The organism is Streptomyces sp. NPDC030840 (assembly GCF_055572015.1).
Window position 1 is genome coordinate 17,070 of sequence record NZ_JBVIEE010000023.1, and the last position, 16,328, is coordinate 33,397.

At 70.2% G+C, this 16,328-nt stretch carries 15 protein-coding genes; all 15 read right to left on the minus strand.

What is annotated here, in order from left to right; genetic code table 11:
- Nucleotides 1-333: 333 nt before the first annotated feature.
- The 15 genes from ACZ49J_RS35460 to hisS all read right to left on the minus strand — a co-directional run bounded on the left by ACZ49J_RS35460 (nt 334) and on the right by hisS (nt 16,324).
- On the minus strand, nt 334-1,194 hold the full coding sequence (locus tag ACZ49J_RS35460; protein WP_467455037.1) for a Pro-rich N-terminal domain-containing protein: 861 nt from the start codon (nt 1,192-1,194) through the stop codon (nt 334-336).
- 169 nt (nt 1,195-1,363) lie between these two features.
- Nucleotides 1,364-2,455: a 3-dehydroquinate synthase gene (gene aroB / locus ACZ49J_RS35465; RefSeq protein WP_467455035.1), complete on the minus strand. Its 1,092-nt coding sequence runs from the start codon at nt 2,453-2,455 to the stop codon at nt 1,364-1,366.
- The gene (locus ACZ49J_RS35470) at nt 2,452-2,979 is read right to left on the minus strand and encodes a shikimate kinase (protein ID WP_467455033.1); all 528 of its coding nucleotides are present in this window, start codon (nt 2,977-2,979) and stop codon (nt 2,452-2,454) included. The genes aroB and ACZ49J_RS35470 overlap by 4 nt, the downstream gene beginning before the upstream one ends.
- A complete protein-coding gene (gene aroC, locus ACZ49J_RS35475) occupies nt 2,976-4,160 on the minus strand; it encodes a chorismate synthase (RefSeq protein WP_467455032.1) in 1,185 nt (394 codons plus the stop codon). The genes ACZ49J_RS35470 and aroC overlap by 4 nt, the downstream gene beginning before the upstream one ends.
- Before the next feature lie 254 nt (nt 4,161-4,414).
- A complete protein-coding gene (locus ACZ49J_RS35480) occupies nt 4,415-4,771 on the minus strand; it encodes a hypothetical protein (RefSeq protein ID WP_467455031.1) in 357 nt (118 codons plus the stop codon).
- Between the two features lie 44 nt (nt 4,772-4,815).
- Complete coding sequence (locus ACZ49J_RS35485; protein WP_467455062.1) at nt 4,816-5,652, minus strand: shikimate dehydrogenase; 837 nt, start codon at nt 5,650-5,652, stop codon at nt 4,816-4,818.
- On the minus strand, nt 5,652-7,391 hold the full coding sequence (gene mltG / locus ACZ49J_RS35490; RefSeq protein WP_467455029.1) for an endolytic transglycosylase MltG: 1,740 nt from the start codon (nt 7,389-7,391) through the stop codon (nt 5,652-5,654). The genes ACZ49J_RS35485 and mltG overlap by 1 nt, the downstream gene beginning before the upstream one ends.
- A gap of 115 nt (nt 7,392-7,506) precedes the next feature.
- A complete protein-coding gene (gene ruvX / locus ACZ49J_RS35495; RefSeq protein ID WP_467455027.1) occupies nt 7,507-7,971 on the minus strand; it encodes a Holliday junction resolvase RuvX in 465 nt (154 codons plus the stop codon).
- A 35-nt stretch (nt 7,972-8,006) separates the two neighbouring features.
- Nucleotides 8,007-10,679, minus strand: coding sequence for an alanine--tRNA ligase (gene alaS, locus ACZ49J_RS35500; RefSeq protein ID WP_467455025.1), 2,673 nt, complete (start codon nt 10,677-10,679; stop codon nt 8,007-8,009).
- Complete coding sequence (locus ACZ49J_RS35505; protein WP_467455023.1) at nt 10,679-11,035, minus strand: DUF6167 family protein; 357 nt, start codon at nt 11,033-11,035, stop codon at nt 10,679-10,681. The genes alaS and ACZ49J_RS35505 overlap by 1 nt, the downstream gene beginning before the upstream one ends.
- Before the next feature lie 3 nt (nt 11,036-11,038).
- Nucleotides 11,039-11,482, minus strand: coding sequence for a DUF948 domain-containing protein (locus tag ACZ49J_RS35510; protein WP_467455022.1), 444 nt, complete (start codon nt 11,480-11,482; stop codon nt 11,039-11,041).
- A gap of 221 nt (nt 11,483-11,703) precedes the next feature.
- Complete coding sequence (rpsD, locus tag ACZ49J_RS35515; RefSeq protein WP_131563026.1) at nt 11,704-12,318, minus strand: 30S ribosomal protein S4; 615 nt, start codon at nt 12,316-12,318, stop codon at nt 11,704-11,706.
- 313 nt (nt 12,319-12,631) lie between these two features.
- Nucleotides 12,632-13,987, minus strand: a complete 1,356-nt coding sequence (locus ACZ49J_RS35520; protein ID WP_467455020.1) for a replication-associated recombination protein A — start codon at nt 13,985-13,987, stop codon at nt 12,632-12,634.
- Nucleotides 13,988-14,040: 53 nt separating this feature from the next.
- Nucleotides 14,041-14,679 (minus strand): vitamin K epoxide reductase family protein, encoded by a 639-nt coding sequence (locus tag ACZ49J_RS35525; RefSeq protein ID WP_467455019.1) that lies wholly within the window; start codon nt 14,677-14,679, stop codon nt 14,041-14,043.
- Nucleotides 14,680-15,061: 382 nt separating this feature from the next.
- Complete coding sequence (gene hisS, locus ACZ49J_RS35530; RefSeq protein ID WP_467455017.1) at nt 15,062-16,324, minus strand: histidine--tRNA ligase; 1,263 nt, start codon at nt 16,322-16,324, stop codon at nt 15,062-15,064.
- Nucleotides 16,325-16,328: the final 4 nt, after the last annotated feature.

Here is a 16,328-nt window from a genome sequence, read left to right on the forward strand (position 1 = left end):
CGCCGGTTGGGTGGGCCGGACGGGGGGTGGTGGTGTGGGCGTCTGTCGCCGGGGCTGCCGGGGCCTGTCGGGGGCGCCCGGAGTTCTTTCGCCCCCGCCGCCCCTACCCGTCCCATCCCCAGGGGCTCCGCCCCTTCGACCCCGCCAAGGGGGCTGCGCCCCCTGGACCCCCGTCCTTTCGGGGCTCCGCCCCGGACCCCGTTTCGGGGGCCGGCCCCCGGACCCCCGCTCCTCAAACGCCGGAGGGGCTGAAAGGTGCAACGCCGGGGGGCTGGAAAGTGCAATACCGGAAGGGTGGAAGTGCAACGCCAGAGGTGTTGAAGTGTCCCGCTCCTACCACTTCGGCGGGCTCGCGATCGATCGCGCCAGGACGTCGTCCAGGACCTGGGCCGTCGAGGGCACGTCCAGGTGGGAGTTGTCGATGATGGGCAGCCCGGAGCCGTACCAGCCGGCCATGCGGCCGTGGATGCGGGCGACCTCTTCGTCGGTGAGTCGGCGGTTGCCCGTGCGCTCGGCGTTGCGCTCCAGGACAATCTCCAGGCCGGGCAGGAGGACGACCGGCAGGAGGCCGGGCCCGACGTGTCGTTTCCAGCCACCGAGGCCGACGACCGGGCGGTCGGGGAAGACGGCGTCGTCGAGGATGCAGGAGATGCCGTTCGCCAGAAAGTTGCGCGCGGCGAAGCCGCAGGTGCGGCGCGCGAGACGGTACTGCGCCTCCGAGTGGTCGTTCCACCCGGACTGAGGGTCGGCGAAGCCCGAGCGGACCCATTCGCGTACGTCGTCCAGACTGATGTGCGCCGTGGGCACCCGGCGGTGGTCCGCCCAGTACTTGGCCACGCTCGTCTTGCCCGCGCCCGCCGGCCCGATCAGCAGCACCGCGAGCGTCGTGGTCGTCGTGTCGGGCGCGCCCACGGCGGGCGGTGCGCTCGGCATGCCGACAGGGCCGCCGGGCGGCAGCTGCATGTGTCCGGTCGTGTCCCGCGACGGTGGGGCCGAAGCGGGTTGCGGCGGCGCGTGGGGCGGGACCTGCGGGGCACCCGGCGGGACCGGTGTTCCGACGAACCCCGGCGGGGGCGGGGACGACGGTGCGGGGCCCGGGTGTCCCGGGTGCTGTCCGGCCGGCGACCAAGGGGTCGACGGTCCCTGCCCCGGCTCGTGGGGCGGCGGCAGCGGAGCCCCCACTGCGTGCTGCATCCGGTGCCACTCCGTCTCGTACAGTCACATTGGCGCTGGCAGGCGGGGCGCGGGCACCCCGTTCCCTTCCGAACGGTACCGCCCCCGGCCGCCGTTTGGGGAACGGCCGGGAACGGGCCGAAGTGCCCATGCCCGCAAGGGGAATCGGGCCTACGGGGGCGAGTGGGTGTTACTGCCCCACTTCTCCGTAGGCGGCGAGCAGAACCGCAGGGTCGGGGCCCTCCAGGACGGTGGGCTTGGCCAGTCCGTCGAGGACGATGAACCGCAGCAGGTCGCCGCGGGACTTCTTGTCGACCTTCATCGTCTCCAGCAACTTGGGCCACTGGTCGTAGCGGTAGTGCAGCGGCAGCCCGACCGACTCCAGCACCGTGCGGTGGCGGTCGGCTGTCGCGTCGTCCAACCGGCCCGCCAGGCGCCCGAGTTCGGCCGCGAAGTGCATCCCGACGGAGACCGCCGCTCCGTGCCGCCACTTGTAGCGCTCGTTCTTCTCGATGGCGTGCCCGAGAGTGTGCCCGTAGTTGAGGATCTCGCGCAGCCCGGACTCCTTGAGGTCGGACGAGACGACCTCGGCCTTGACCTTGATGGACCGTTCGATCAGCTCGGCGGTGTGCGGACCTGCCGGGGTGCGGGCGGCCTGCGGATCGGACTCGATGAGCTCCAGGATCACCGGGTCGGCGATGAACCCGGCCTTGATGACCTCGGCGAGCCCGGACACGTAGTCGTTGACCGGCAGGGAGTCCAGCGCGGCCAGGTCGCACAGCACACCGGCCGGCGGGTGGAAGGCGCCGACGAGGTTCTTGCCCTCGGCCGTGTTGATGCCAGTCTTGCCCCCGACGGCCGCGTCGACCATGGCCAGCACGGTGGTGGGGATGGCGATCCAGCGCACCCCGCGCAGCCAGGTCGCGGCCACGAAGCCGGCCAGGTCCGTGGTGGCGCCGCCGCCCACGCCCACGATCACATCCGTCCGGGTGAACCCGGACTGGCCCAGCGCCTTCCAGCAGTAGGCGGCGACCTCGGCGGTCTTGGCCTCCTCCGCGTTCGGCACCTGGATGGCGACGGCCTCGTAGCCCTGCCCGGCCAGGTCCGCCCGCAGCGCCTCCCCCGTCCCGTCCAGCGCCTCGGGGTGGATGACGGCCACCCGCTTGGCCCTGTCCCCGATCAACCCACCCAGCTCACCGAGGAGTTGCCGGCCGACCAGGACCTCGTACGGGTCGGTGCCCGCCGTGCCGCCGACCTGGATCCGGGTGACTGCCTCGCTCATGCTTCCTTCAACTCCAGTGCGTCCAGGACGGCTTGGGTGACCTCTTCGGGTGTGCGGTTGTCGGTGGGGACGACCGCTTGGGCGACCTCGGTGTACAGGTGACGGCGGGCCTCCATCAGCTCCCGCCACTGGCGGCGCGGATTGACCGCGAGCAGCGGGCGGGCGGTGTTGAGGCCGGTCCGCTTGACGGCCTCCTCCACGTCCATCGACAGGTAGACCACCCGCAGGCCGGCCAGCGCGGCGCGGGTGTCGGCGTCCAGGATGGATCCGCCGCCGAGCGCGAGGACGCCGTCGTGTTCGGTGAGCGCGGTGTGGACCGCCTGCTTCTCGATCGCCCGGAAGGCGGGCTCGCCCTCGTCGACGAAGATGTCCGCGATCGTGCGGCCCTGCCCGGCGACGATGTCGTCGTCCGTGTCCCGGTAGCCGCAGCCGAGCCGCTCGGCGAGCAACTGCCCGACGGTGGACTTCCCCACGCCCATCGGGCCGACGAGGACGACCAGCGGGCCGCGCGTCGAACCGCTCATCGGATCGCCAGGTTCTCGAGGTAGGACCGCACGTTGCGGCGGGTCTCGGTGACGCTGTCGCCGCCGAACTTCTCCGCCACCGCGTCCGCGAGCACGAGCGCGACCATCGCCTCGGCGACGATGCCGGCCGCCGGGACCGCGCACACGTCGGAGCGCTGGTGGTGGGCCTTCGCCTCCTCGCCGGTGACCACGTCGATGGTCGCCAGGGCCCGGGGCACGGTCGCGATCGGCTTCATCGCCGCCCGTACCCGCAGCAGCTCGCCGGTGGTCAGGCCGCCTTCGGTGCCGCCCGAGCGGCCGGTGGCGCGCCGCACGCCCTCGTCCGTCCGCACGATCTCGTCGTGCGCCTTCGAGCCCGGCACGCGGGCCAGCTCGAAGCCGTCGCCGACCTCGACGCCCTTGATGGCCTGGATACCCATCAGGGCAGCCGCGAGGCGGGCGTCCAGCCTCCGGTCCCAGTGCACGTGCGAGCCGAGGCCCACCGGCACCCCGTACGCGAGTACCTCGACCACGCCACCGAGGGTGTCACCGTCCTTATGGGCCTGGTCGATCTCCGCGACCATCGCCTTCGACGCGTCCGCGTCCAGGCAGCGCACCGGGTCGGCGTCCAGCTTCTCGACGTCCGAGGGCTTGGGGTAGACGCCGTAGGGGGCCTTCGCCGCCGCCAGCTCCACCACGTGGGAGACGATCTCGATCCCGGCCGTCTCCTTCAGGTACGACCGCGCCACCGCGCCCAGGGCCACCCGTGCGGCCGTCTCCCGAGCACTCGCCCTCTCCAGCACCGGACGCGCCTCGTCGAACCCGTACTTCTGCATGCCCGCGAGGTCCGCGTGGCCGGGCCGGGGCCGGGTCAGGGGCGCGTTGCGAGCGAGGCCGGCCAGGATCTCCGGGTCCACCGGGTCGGCCGCCATGACCTGCTCCCACTTGGGCCACTCGGTGTTGCCCACCATGATCGCCACCGGGGAGCCCAGGGTCAGGCCGTGCCGAACGCCACCGATGAAGGTGATCTCGTCGCGCTCGAACTTCATGCGCGCACCGCGTCCGTAGCCCAGCCGCCGCCGCGCCAGGTGGTCCGCCACCATCTCCGTGGTGATCGGCACGCCGGCGGGAAGGCCCTCCAGCGTCGCGACGAGTGCGGGACCGTGGGACTCCCCCGCGGTCAGCCAGCGCAACCTGCTCAACGGTGCTCCTCAGTGCTCGCGCCCTGGTACTGCGTACTGCCCTGCGTACGCGCGTCCTCGCGTACGGCGACGGCGCCACCCGGTGCGCGGCCCGGGCCCGCCACTCCGATCCTCCCACGTCCGGGCCCGGAGCCGGTCGCAGGTCCATCAGGCGGACGTGAAAGGCCCCGATCCGGGGTGGTGGGGTGGGAATCGAAGCGTCGGCGCTGCCGGGGGCGTGGGGTCCAGGACGCCCGTCTCACAGCCGCTGAGGGTCAGGCCGAGCCGTCCCCCGGCCGCCGCTGAGGAGCGTACGAGCCCAGGAAGTCGGCGCCGCGGACCTGCTGGGCGGGCTGAGCGGCGGCCTGCGCGGACTCCGCCTGCTGGGGCGCGTAGGCGCCCAGATAGTCGGCTCCGCGCCCCTGCCCGTGCTGCGCCGCGGCGTGGACGGGCTGTCCGGTGCGCACAGCACGCCGATGGGCCAGCTTGCGCTTCAGCTTGACGATCCACGACCCGACGACGACGAGCACGACCAGTGCGAGCACCGTGATCTGCACCCAGTCGGGCAGGAAACCCAGTACGGCCTCGAATATCTGGCCTTTGACGGACGCCAGAGGCACACCTGTGGACATGAACTGCTCCCCCCGGTTCCGCCCCCTGCGGAACCGAACGGATCTTACCGGCCGGTCAGTGCGTGTTCCCCTGCTTTTCGCATGACGTCCAACGGGGCCGGAGCGTGGCCCGTCATCTGCTCGACCTGGAGCACCGCCTGGTGCACGAGCAGGTCGAGGCCGCTGACGACAGCTCCTCCGTACGCGGACCAGCGCGCCGCTAGCGTCGTCGGCCACGGGTCGTACAGCACGTCGAACAGGGTCGCGGGCCGTTCCGGGACGGCCGAGGCCAGTTCGTCGGTGGTGCCGGCCGGGGTGGTGGCGATGACGAGCGGCGCACTCAGGGCCTGCTCCGCGTCCTCCCAGCCCGCCGTGCGCACGTCGACGTCGAGCCGCTCGCCCCACAGCCGCATCTCGGCGGCACGGGCCTCGCTCCGTACGTACGCGACGACCTCGCCGGTGCAGATCCGGGCGAGCGCCGCCAGGGCGGAGGACGCGGTGGCGCCCGCGCCGAGGATCGCGGCGGAGTCCACCCGTTCGATGCCGTGCTCGCGCAGGGCGCCCACCATCCCGGGGATGTCGGTGTTGTCGCCAGTGCTCCGCCCGTCCTCGGTGAACACGACGGTGTTGACGGCCTCCACGGAGGCCGCCGTCTCACTGATCTCGTCGAGCAGCGGGATGACGGCCCGCTTCAGCGGCATGGTCAGCGACAGCCCCGCCCACTCGGGCCCGAGCTTCCCGAAGAACTCCGGCAGCGATTCCTCGTCGATCTCGAAGCGGTCGTAGGACCAGTCGTCGAGGCCCAGCGCCGCGTACGCCGCCCGGTGGAGCACCGGGGAGAGCGAGTGGGCGATCGGGGAGCCGAGAACGGCGGCTCGGCGCTTGCTGTCGCTGCGGGTCATCATCCGTTTTTCTGCTCTTCGAGGTACCGCTGCCGGTTGCGGTTCTGTTCTTCGTTGGTCTCGGCGAAGAGTGTCTCGTCCTCGCTGACCGAGACGAAGTAGTACCAGTTTCCCTTGGCCGGGTTGAGTGCCGCCTCGATCGCCACCTGGCCCGGGTTGTTGATCGGCCCGGGCGGCAGGCCCTTGATCTTGTAGGTGTTGTACGGGTCGTTGATCTGCCGCAGCTGGTCGACCGACCCCGTGGCCAGTTTGGACTCGCCGCGCAGGTAGTTCACCGTGGAGTCGAAGTCGAGCAGGCCGTAGGTCTCGGTGTTGTCCGGCTTGAGCCGGTTGTAGACGACCCTCGCGACCTTCTCGAAGTCGTCCTTCGACTTGCCCTCGGCCTGGACGAGGCTCGCCACGGTGAGCACCTGGAGCGGACTGTCGAGGTCCAGGGCCTTGGCCTTCTTCTCCAGCCCGAACTGGGCGTACTTCTGCTTGGAGAGGGCGACCATTTCCTTCAGGACGTCCTCCGGCTTCATGCCCTTGGACACGGGATAGCTGGACGGGTAGAGGAATCCCTCCACCGGCTCCTTGATCTCGCTGTTGTCGTTCGCCCACTTGGGAAGGCCGAGGGACTTCCAGTCGTTCTTGGCGACGGACTCGGTCGTGCCCGCCTTGACCCCAAGGCGTTTGTCGATCAGCTCGTAGATCTGCTTGTTGCGCTGCCCCTCGGCGATGACCAGGTTGTTGCGGCTCTTGTCGCTGAGCATGAGGCTGACGGCGCTGGCGGCGGACATCTGCTTCCTGAGGGTGTAGACGCCCGCCTGGATCGTGTCACCCTTGGCGTTGTTCGCCTGAGCCGTCACGAAGGCGTCGACGCTCTTGACGACACCGGCCTTCTTCAGCACCTGCCCGATCTGGTATCCGCTCGCGCCCTTGTCGATGGTGACGCTCACCGACTCGCCCGTGCCGTCCCCCGCGTAGTCCGGGGCGGCGGCGAAACGATTTTGGTACCACTGGTAACCGACATACCCGACTCCGCCGACACCGCCACCGAGGACGAGGACCACCACCAGGCAGGCGAAGCCGTTGCGGCTCTTCTTGCCGCCCTTGCCCGCCTGGTCGCCCTTGCCCTTGCCCTTGCCTGTGCGGTCACCGCGTCCGCCACGGCCGCCCGGATCGTCGGAGCCGTCGTCATCGTCGTCGTTGCCGCCCGCGAAGAAGGCGTGCTCGCCCTGGTCGGGGCCGGGGTCCCAGTCGGTCTGCGGTGGCTCCTGCTCGGTCCGGCGGCTCGGCTGGGGCTCCACCCCGGGCTGCTGCTGTGGCGGCTGCTGCTCCTGCTGCGGGTACGCGTCGGGGTTGCCGTAGTAGTCGTGCTGCCCACCGCCGTACCCGGCGTCCTGGCCGCCGTAGTGCTCCCCCGGGCCGGCGGGGTACTGCCCCTGGGCGTGCGGGTGCCCGCCGGTGTCCCAGCCCCCGCCCTGGTACTGCTGTCCCTGATCGGGGTACTGCTGGTGTCCCTGCCCGTCGTAGTACGGATACTGCTCCTGCGCCTGACCGTACTGGGCCTGCTGGCCGTTGCCCCAGTCGCCGTACTGAGACTGCTGCGGCTGCTGCTCCGGATAGTGCTGCGGCTGGCCGCCGTAGGGAGCCTGCTGACCCGCGTGGGCCTGCTGTCCTCCCCATCCGCCGTCCCCGTACAACGGGTCCTCGGGATGCCACGGTTCGGAGCCTGGGCTCCGGCCATACTCAGTCATCGATCCCCTAGAGCCGCGAGGGGGCGGTCGCGCGGCTCCGCTTCCGTCCCGCCTCGATCTGCGCGACAGCCGTTCGGCTGCTGTCACATCGCGCCGGAACGTTACCGTATCGCGATCAGATGACCACTTCGATGCCATCGCCGGGTGCCGTACCTGACACTCGCTCGGATTCGAGGGCCTGTTGCAGGATGATCACGGCCGCTGCCTGGTCGATGACCGATCTGCCCTTCTTGGACTTCACGCCCGACGCGCGCAGTCCCTGACTGGCCGTCACCGTGGTCATCCTCTCGTCCACGAGTCTCACCGGAACGGGGACGATCATGCCTGCCAACTCCTGGGCGAAGCCGCGCACTTTGACCGCCGCCGGTCCCTCGCCGCCCTTCAGGGAGCGAGGGAGGCCGACGATGACCTCGATGGGCTCGTATTCCTCGACGAGTTGTCTCAACCGGCGTTGCGCGGCCGGGACGTCACGTCCCGGAACCGTCTCGACGGGGGTGGCGAGGATCCCGTCGGGGTCGCACGAGGCGACCCCGATCCGGGCGTCCCCGACGTCGATCGCGAGCCGACGTCCTCTGCGCATACTCACAGCCGATTCTTACGTTGTCCCGATGAGCCCTACTTGGCCGTCTCGCCGACCAGGCGCTCGACCGCGTCGACGGCCTCGCCGACGGCGGCCGGGTTCTGGCCTCCGCCCTGGGCGACGTCCGGCTTGCCGCCACCGCCGCCGCCGAGGGTCTTGGCGGCCGTACGGACCAGGTCGCCGGCCTTCAGACCGCGCTCACGGGCGGCCTCGTTGGTCGCGATGACCGTCAGCGGCTTGCCGTTGTTCACCGTGAACAGGGCGACCACGGCGGCCCGGCCGCCCTGGATGCGGCCACGCACGTCGAGGACCAGCCTGCGCAGGTCGTCCGGGGTCGTGCCGTCCGGGACCTGGCCGGTGACCACGGCGACACCGCGGACGTCCCTGGCCGACTCGGCGAGCCCGGCGGCGGCCTGGAGGACCTTCTCGGCGCGGAACTTCTCGATCTCCTTCTCGGCGTCCTTCAGCTTGCCGAGCATGGCGGAGACCTTCTCCGGGAGCTCCTCGGGACGGCCCTTGATCAGCTCCTGGAGCTGGGCCACGACCGTGTGCTCACGGGCCAGGAAGTTGTAGGCGTCGACGCCGACCAGGGCCTCGATACGGCGCACACCGGAGCCGATCGAGGACTCGCCGAGGAGCTTCACGAGACCCAGCTGGGCGGTGTTGTGGACGTGCGTGCCGCCGCACAGCTCCTTGGAGAAGTCACCGATGGTCACGACACGGACGCGGTCGCCGTACTTCTCACCGAACTCGGCGATGGCGCCCTGCTTCTTGGCCTCGTCGATGCCCATGATCTCGGCGTTCACGTCGAGATCGCGGGCGAGTACCTCGTTGATCTTCTGCTCGACGTCGGTCATGACGGCCGTCGGCACGGCGGACGGCGAACCGAAGTCGAAGCGGAAGCGGCCCGGCTGGTTCTCGGAGCCGGCCTGCGCGGCCGTCGGGCCGAGGGCGTCCCGCAGGGCCTGGTGCGTGAGGTGCGTGGCCGAGTGGGCGCGGGCGATGGCCTTGCGGCGGCGGTCGTCGATCGAGGCGTGGACCAGGTCACCGACGGCCACCTCGCCGACCTGGACGACGCCCTTGTGGACGTACACGCCGGGGACCGGCTTCTGGCAGTCGTGGACCTCGACGACGGCGCCGGAGGCGACCCTGATCCGGCCGGTGTCGCCGATCTGGCCGCCGCCCTCGGCGTAGAACGGGGTGCGGTCCAGAACGACCTCGACCTCGTCGCCCTCGGTGGCGGCGGGCGAGGGCACACCGTCGACGAGGATGCCGACGACCGTGGACTCGCCCTGGGTGTCGGAATAGCCGATGAAGTCCGTCTCACCGGACCTGTCGGCGATCTCCCGGTAGGCGCCGAGGTCGGCGTGGCCGGTCTTCTTGGCCCGGGCGTCGGCCTTGGCGCGCTCCCGCTGCTCCTTCATCAGGCGGCGGAAGCCGTCCTCGTCCACGGACAGGCCCTGCTCGGCGGCCATCTCCAGGGTGAGGTCGATCGGGAAGCCCCAGGTGTCGTGGAGCAGGAAGGCCTTGTCGCCGGGCAGGACGGTGGAGCCGGCGGCCTTGGTCTCGCTCACGGCGGTGTCGAGGACGTTGGTGCCGGAGTTGAGCGTCTTGAGGAACCGGGCCTCCTCGGCGAGGGCGACCTTCTCGATGCGCTCGCGGTCGGTGATGAGCTCGGGGTACTGCTGGCCCATCATCTCGATCACGGTGTCGATCAGGTCCTTCACGACCGGACCGGTGGCGCCGAGGAGCCGCATGTTGCGGATGGCGCGGCGCATGATGCGGCGCAGGACGTAGCCGCGGCCCTCGTTGCCGGGGGTGACGCCGTCGCCGATGAGCATCACGGAGGTGCGCATGTGGTCGGTGACCACGCGCAACGACACGTCGGAGGCGTGGGCGTCGCCGTAGCGGACGCCGGTGAGCTCGGTGGCCTTGTTGATGACGGCCATGGAGGTGTCGATCTCGTACATGTTCTGCACGCCCTGCAGAATCATGGCGAGACGCTCCAGGCCGAGGCCCGTGTCGATGTTCTTGCTCGGCAGTTCGCCGAGGATCTCGAAGTTCTCCTTGCTGGTGCCCTCACCGCGCTCGTACTGCATGAAGACGAGGTTCCAGATCTCCACGTACCGCTCGTCGTTGACGGCGGGGCCGCCCTCGACGCCGAACTCGGGGCCACGGTCGTAGTTGATCTCGGAGCACGGGCCGCAGGGGCCGGGGACGCCCATGGACCAGTAGTTGTCCTTCATGCCGAGGCGCTGGATGCGCTCCTTCGGCACACCGACGACGTCGTGCCAGATGCGCTCGGCCTCGTCGTCGTCCTTGTAGACCGTGATCCAGAGCTTCTCCGGGTCCAGGCCGTAACCACCCTTGTCCTGGGGGCTGGTGAGCAGCTCCCAGGCGTGCTTGATGGCGCCTTCCTTGAAGTAGTCGCCGAAGGAGAAGTTGCCGCACATCTGGAAGAACGTGCCGTGCCGGGTGGTCTTGCCGACCTCCTCGATGTCCGGCGTGCGCACACACTTCTGCACGCTGGTGGCGCGCTGGTACGGCGGCGTCGTCTCGCCCAGGAAGTAGGGCTTGAAGGGCACCATGCCGGCGTTGACGAGGAGCAGAGTCGGGTCGTCCGCGATGAGCGACGCCGAAGGGACGACGGTGTGACCGCGCTCCTCGAAGAAGCTCAACCAGCGGCGGCGGATCTCAGCCGACTCCATCAGTGGTCCTCATTCCGGTTGTACGAGTACGTCGTCCCGTCGACGACGTACGTCTTCGGCTTGTTGCGGTTCTCGATCGCGGCGTAGCGCCGGGGGGCGGGGAGTTCCTTGTCGACGGGCGCGTTCAGGCCGAGCGCGTCGCCGAGTTCGGCCTCGCGCTGGGCCATGCCGTCGCGGACGTCGAGTGCGAAGCCGACCGCGCGGTCCTTGAGCCGGTGGCCCGTCTCGAGCGCCTTGTTCGCGGCGGTCGCGGCGAGGCTCTCGGGGGTCAGCTGCTTCAGCTTGCGGTTGACCTTGGTGGTGGCCCACACGCCCGCGGCTGCGCCGGCGGTGAACCAGAACGTACGGCGGAACATCGCTCAGTCCTTCTTGTCCCGGGGCTTGCGCTTCCCCCGCCGCGTGGACGGGACGGTGCGGCCCACGATCACGGTGCGTCGGGACGGCTTGGCGGGCACGTCGTCGCGGCGGGCGATGGCGCGGCGCACGCCGTAGCCGAACGCCGCCACCTTCACCAGGGGGCCGCCGAAGGTGGACGCGACCGTGGTGGAGAGCGCCGACGCGTTCGACGTGACCTCCTGGACGTCCGAGGCGATCGCGTCGACCCGGTCGATCTGGGTCTGCGCGGAGCGGACCGCGCTGGAGGCGTCGGCGAGGAGCGGGACGGCCTGGTCGGTCACGTCCGCGACGAGTTTGGTGGTCGCCTTGAGCGTCTGGGCCAGCCTCGCCAGCGCGACGGCGAGGAAGGAGACCAGGATCGCCCAGAAGACGGCCACCAGGATCCCGGCCACCTCTCCACCGGACACTTGTGCACCCGCTCCCTGGAACGTGTCGGAGAACATGTCGGAACATGCCTGAACGTCGAAAAGTCGTGCCCCCGAGCCTATCGCGCCGGGGCTGCCACTCCGTACCGCATTACCTGGCCGCGGCCGAAGATGCGAGAGCCCGCCGTCCCGTCCGCCACGAGGGCGGGGAGACGACGGGCTGACACAGTGGACGTACTACGTCCGCTCGCGCCGTGGGGCGATCAGCGGGCGTAGTACTCGACGACGAGCTGCTCGTCGCAGATCACCGGGATCTCCTTGCGGTTCGGCTCGCGGTCCAGGCGGAACGCCAGGGCCTTGAGGTTCACCTGGAGGTAGCGCGGGGTCTCGCCGTCGGCGGCGAAGCCACCCTCACGGGCGACCTCGAACAGCGGCTTCTGACGGCTGCGCTCACGGACCATGACGACGTCGTCCGGCTTGACGCGGAAGGACGGCTTGTCGACCTTGTGGCCGTTGACCTCGATGTGGCCGTGGGTGACCATCTGGCGGGCCTGGTAGATCGTGCGGGCGATGCCCGAACGCAGGACCAGGGCGTCGAGACGGCGCTCCAGCTCGATGATCAGGGCCTCACCGGTCTTGCCCTGGACCTTGGAGGCACGCTCGTAGGCGCGGACGAGCTGGCGCTCGGACACGTCGTACTGCGCGCGCAGGCGCTGCTTCTCGAGCAGACGGACCTTGTAGTCCGAGTTCTGCTTGCGGCCGCGGCCGTGCTCGCCCGGCGGGTAGGGGCGGGCCTCGAAGTACTTGACGGCCTTCGGGGTCAGCGCGATGCCGAGGGCACGCGACTTCTTGACCTTGGGGCGGGACTGGTTCGCCACTTCTCTTCTCTTCTCTCAGTTTTCGGCTTCCCCAGGGTTACGGGAGGTCGCATCCGCAGCCGGGGAATCCCGCCGGGTCCGTCACGGACCTGCCGGGCAGCCGCTCCCCTGATCTGGGCACATACGTGCAGCACGCGAGTGGCCCACCGACCGCTCCCGGGTTTCCGGGTGGTGGTGGGCTGCCCGCGACACCGTTCGACGGTGCGCGACGCTCCTGGATCCTCTCGCGGAGGATCCGGCTGGTTGTCCCGTTCTGGGGCACCGACCGGAGCCGGACACGGGACGCAGCACTTCGCGTCAGTCTACAGGGTGGTCAGGACCGCTTCCGACCGAGGTTCTTCCTGGTCCACTCCACCGCGTCCGCGTAGCGCGCCTCGGCGCCGTGCCGGGTCGGCGTGTAGTACTCGCGCTCCTTGATCGCGTCCGGTGCGTACTGCTGGGCGGCGATCCCCTCGGGCAGGTCGTGCGGGTAGACGTACCCCTGCGCGTGCCCCAGCTTGGCCGCGCCCTTGTAGTGCCCGTCGCGCAGGTGGGGCGGCACGGGGCCGGCCAGGCCCTTGCGGACGTCCTCCATGGCCGCACCGATCGCGGTGGTCGCCGCGTTGGACTTGGGGGCGAGCGCGAGCGCGATGGTGGCGTGGCTGAGGGTCAGCGCGGCCTCGGGGAAGCCGATCATGGCGACCGCCTGGGCGGCGGCGACGGCTATGGGCAGGGCGTTCGGATCGGCGAGGCCGATGTCCTCGCTGGCGGAGATCATCAGGCGGCGGGCGATGAAACGGGGGTCCTCCCCGGCCTCGATCATGCGGGCCAGGTAGTGCAGGGCCGCGTCGACGTCCGAGCCGCGGATGGACTTGATGAGGGCACTCGCCACGTCGTAGTGCTGGTCGCCGGAGCGGTCGTACTTCACGGCGGCGCGGTCGACGGTCTCTTCGAGGGTCGTGAGGCCGATCTCCGTCTCGCCCTTGTCGAGGGCGGCTCCGGCGGCGGCCTCCAGGGCGGTGAGCGCGCGGCGGGCGTCGCCTCCGGCGATCCGCAGCAGGTGCTCCTCGGTGTCGTCGGGGAGGGTCACGCTGCCCCTGAGGCCGCGCTCGTCGGTGAGGGCGCGGCGCAGGAGACCGCGCACGTCGTCGTCGGTGAGCGGTTCGAGCGTGAGGAGCAGGGAGCGGGACAGGAGGGGGGAGATCACCGAGAAGTACGGGTTCTCCGTCGTCGCCGCGACCAGGGTCACCCAGCGGTTCTCGACGGCCGGGAGCAGGGAGTCCTGCTGGGCCTTGCTGAAGCGGTGGATCTCGTCGAGGAAGAGGACGGTCTCCTTGCCGTAGCCGCCGGTGGCGCGGCGGGCGCCGTCGATGACCGCGCGGACCTCCTTCACGCCGGCGGTGATCGCGGAGAGCTCGACGAAGCGCTTGTTGGTGGCCTTGGAGACGACGTACGCGAGGGTCGTCTTGCCCGTGCCGGGCGGGCCCCAGAGGATCACCGAAGACGGACCGGCAGGGCCGCCGCCGGACTCGCCGACCAGTCTGCGCAGGGGCGACCCGGGCTTGAGCAGGTGCTGCTGGCCCACGACCTCGTCGAGGGTGCGAGGGCGCATGCGCACGGCCAGGGGGCTGCCGGACGGGTCCTTCTCCTGGCGTTCTTCGGCGGCTGCGGTGAACAGGTCGGGCTCCACGCTGAAACCCTAAATGACCGCACTGACAGTCGGGCTCCTGCCGTCGGCTGCCGTCAGCTCGTCCAGAAGTCCCACCAGCGGGTCAGGATCAGCATGCCGATGATGCCGACGTGCATCGTGGGCAGGACCCAGGTGAACTCGCCGAAGAAGCCCTTCAGCCAGCTCGGCGCCGGCAGGAAGCCCTTGCGGACGTTGAACGACGTCACGTACCAGAACATGACGATCGTGGCGACCCAGGCCAGGCAGCACCACAGGCACAGCGAGTTGATGTTGTACAGCGACTGGTACTGCAGCCAGGTCACGAACCCGACGCCGAAGAGGGTGCCCGCGTTGAAGGTGAGCCAGTACCAGCGCGGGAAGGTGGCGCGGGCGAGGAGACTCATGCCGACGCAGATCACGATGCCGTACGCGACGAGGCCGAGCATGGGGTTGGGGAACCCGAAGACGGAGGCCTGCTCGCTCTTCATGATGTTGCCGCAGGAGACGACGGGGTTCAGGCTGCACCCGGGGGTGAAGCCGGGGTCCTCAAGGAGCTTGAACTTGTCGATCGTGATGACCCAGGAGGCCAGCAGTCCGGCCGCGCCGGTGATCAGCATGAGGATCGCGAAGGCGCGGCCGGCGCCCTCGGTGCGTGGAGTGTGGATGTGTTCCCGCTCCATGGAGACGTCGTCCCTGACCGTCGTCTTGCTCATCTCGTCGTATCCGTAGCGTCGAAGGAGGGCTTCCGGGCACCGGTCATTGTGCCGTACACAGGGGTTGGTTCACCGTTCGCTGGACATAAGGGCTTGACGCACGGATGTTCGCCCCCGTCGCCCCTTCCCGTCCCGTCTCCAGGGGCTGCGCCCATTCGACCCGCCACGGGGCGCCGCCCCGGGCCCCGCTTTCGCGGGGCCAGCCCCCGGCCCCCGCTCCTCAAACGCCGGAGGGGCTGAAAAGTCAGCCCGTCCGGCGTCTGAGGAGGAGGCCGTCAGGCCGATAGCGGGGGTCTGGGGGCGGCAGCCGCCAGGGAAGGGACGGGAATGGGTAGGGGCGGCGGGGGCGAAACCATGCCCAGCCCACCCGGGACGGTCCCGCTCAGCCCAGCCTCGACTCCAGTTCCGCCACGATCTCGTTCACTCCGATGGACACCTGCTCGCCGGACTCCATGTCCTTGAGCTGGACCACGCCCTCGGCGAGATCACGCTCGCCGGCGACGAGCGCGTACCGCGCCCCGCTCCGGTTGGCGTTCTTCATCGCGCCCTTCAGGCCCTTCCCGCCGTAGGAGAAGTCGGCCGCGATACCCACCTTGCGCAGCTCGGTGACCTTCCCGAAGAGAACCCGGCGGGCCTCCTCCCCCAGCGGGACCGCGAACACGCTCGTGGACGCGGGGAGCGCGAGTTCCACGCCCTCCGCCTCCAGGGCGAGGACGGTGCGGTCCACACCGAGGGCCCAGCCCACCGACGGCAGCGCCGGACCGCCGATCATCTCCGACAGACCGTCGTAGCGGCCGCCACCGCCCACCGCGGACTGGGAACCGAGACCGTCGTGGACGAACTCGAACGTCGTGCGGGTGTAGTAGTCGAGGCCGCGCACCAGCTTCGGGTCGTCCTCGAAGCCCACGCCCGCCGCCGTGATCAGCTCGCGGACCTCCTCGTGGTACGCCTTGCACGCGTCGCAGAGGTAGTCGCGCAGCAGAGGCGCTCCCGTGAGCTGCTTCTGGACCGACTCGCGCTTGTCGTCGAGCACCCGGAGCGGGTTGATCTCGGCGCGGCGGAGGGTGTCCTCGTCCAGGTCCAGGCCGCGCAGGAAGTCCTGGAGTGCCGCCCTGTACACCGGGCGGCACTCCTTGTCGCCCAGGGAGTTGAGCAGGATGCGGAAGTTCCTGAGGCCCAGCGAGCGGTACGCCTGGTCCGCCAGGATGATCAACTCGGCGTCCAGCGCCGGGTCCTCGGCACCGATGGCCTCGGCACCGACCTGGGAGAAGTGGCGGTAACGGCCCTTCTGCGGGCGCTCGTAGCGGTAGTACGAGCCGGAGTACCAGAGCTTGACGGGGAGGTTGCCCGCCTTGTGCAGGTTGGCCTCCAGCGCGGCCCTCAGGACCGACGCCGTGCCCTCGGGGCGCAGGGCCAGCCTGTCGCCGCCCTTCGTCTCGAAGGCGTACATCTCCTTCGTCACGATGTCCGTCGACTCGCCGACACCGCGCGCGAAGAGCTCCACGTTCTCGAAGCCCGGCGTCTCGATGTAGCCGTAACCGGAGTTGCGCAGCGGGGCCGCGATCGCCTCACGGACGGCGAGGTACTTGGCGCTGTCCGGCGGGATCAGGTCGTACGTGCCCTTGGGGGCCTGGAAGGTGCTCACGGAA

What these genes read in the sequence shown, in the direction of transcription:
- ACZ49J_RS35470 (WP_467455033.1), bottom strand. Translation starts at nt 2,979, where the DNA reads ATGAGCGGTTCGACGCGCGGCCCGCTGGTCGTCCTCGTCGGCCCGATG.
- mltG (WP_467455029.1), bottom strand. Translation starts at nt 7,391, where the DNA reads ATGACTGAGTATGGCCGGAGCCCAGGCTCCGAACCGTGGCATCCCGAG.
- ruvX (WP_467455027.1), bottom strand. Translation starts at nt 7,971, where the DNA reads ATGCGCAGAGGACGTCGGCTCGCGATCGACGTCGGGGACGCCCGGATC.
- ACZ49J_RS35505 (WP_467455023.1), bottom strand. Translation starts at nt 11,035, where the DNA reads ATGTTCCGCCGTACGTTCTGGTTCACCGCCGGCGCAGCCGCGGGCGTG.
- alaS (WP_467455025.1), bottom strand. Translation starts at nt 10,679, where the DNA reads ATGGAGTCGGCTGAGATCCGCCGCCGCTGGTTGAGCTTCTTCGAGGAG.
- aroB (WP_467455035.1), bottom strand. Translation starts at nt 2,455, where the DNA reads ATGAGCGAGGCAGTCACCCGGATCCAGGTCGGCGGCACGGCGGGCACC.
- ACZ49J_RS35485 (WP_467455062.1), bottom strand. Translation starts at nt 5,652, where the DNA reads ATGACCCGCAGCGACAGCAAGCGCCGAGCCGCCGTTCTCGGCTCCCCG.
- ACZ49J_RS35460 (WP_467455037.1), bottom strand. Translation starts at nt 1,194, where the DNA reads ATGCAGCACGCAGTGGGGGCTCCGCTGCCGCCGCCCCACGAGCCGGGG.
- ACZ49J_RS35480 (WP_467455031.1), bottom strand. Translation starts at nt 4,771, where the DNA reads ATGTCCACAGGTGTGCCTCTGGCGTCCGTCAAAGGCCAGATATTCGAG.
- ACZ49J_RS35525 (WP_467455019.1), bottom strand. Translation starts at nt 14,679, where the DNA reads ATGAGCAAGACGACGGTCAGGGACGACGTCTCCATGGAGCGGGAACAC.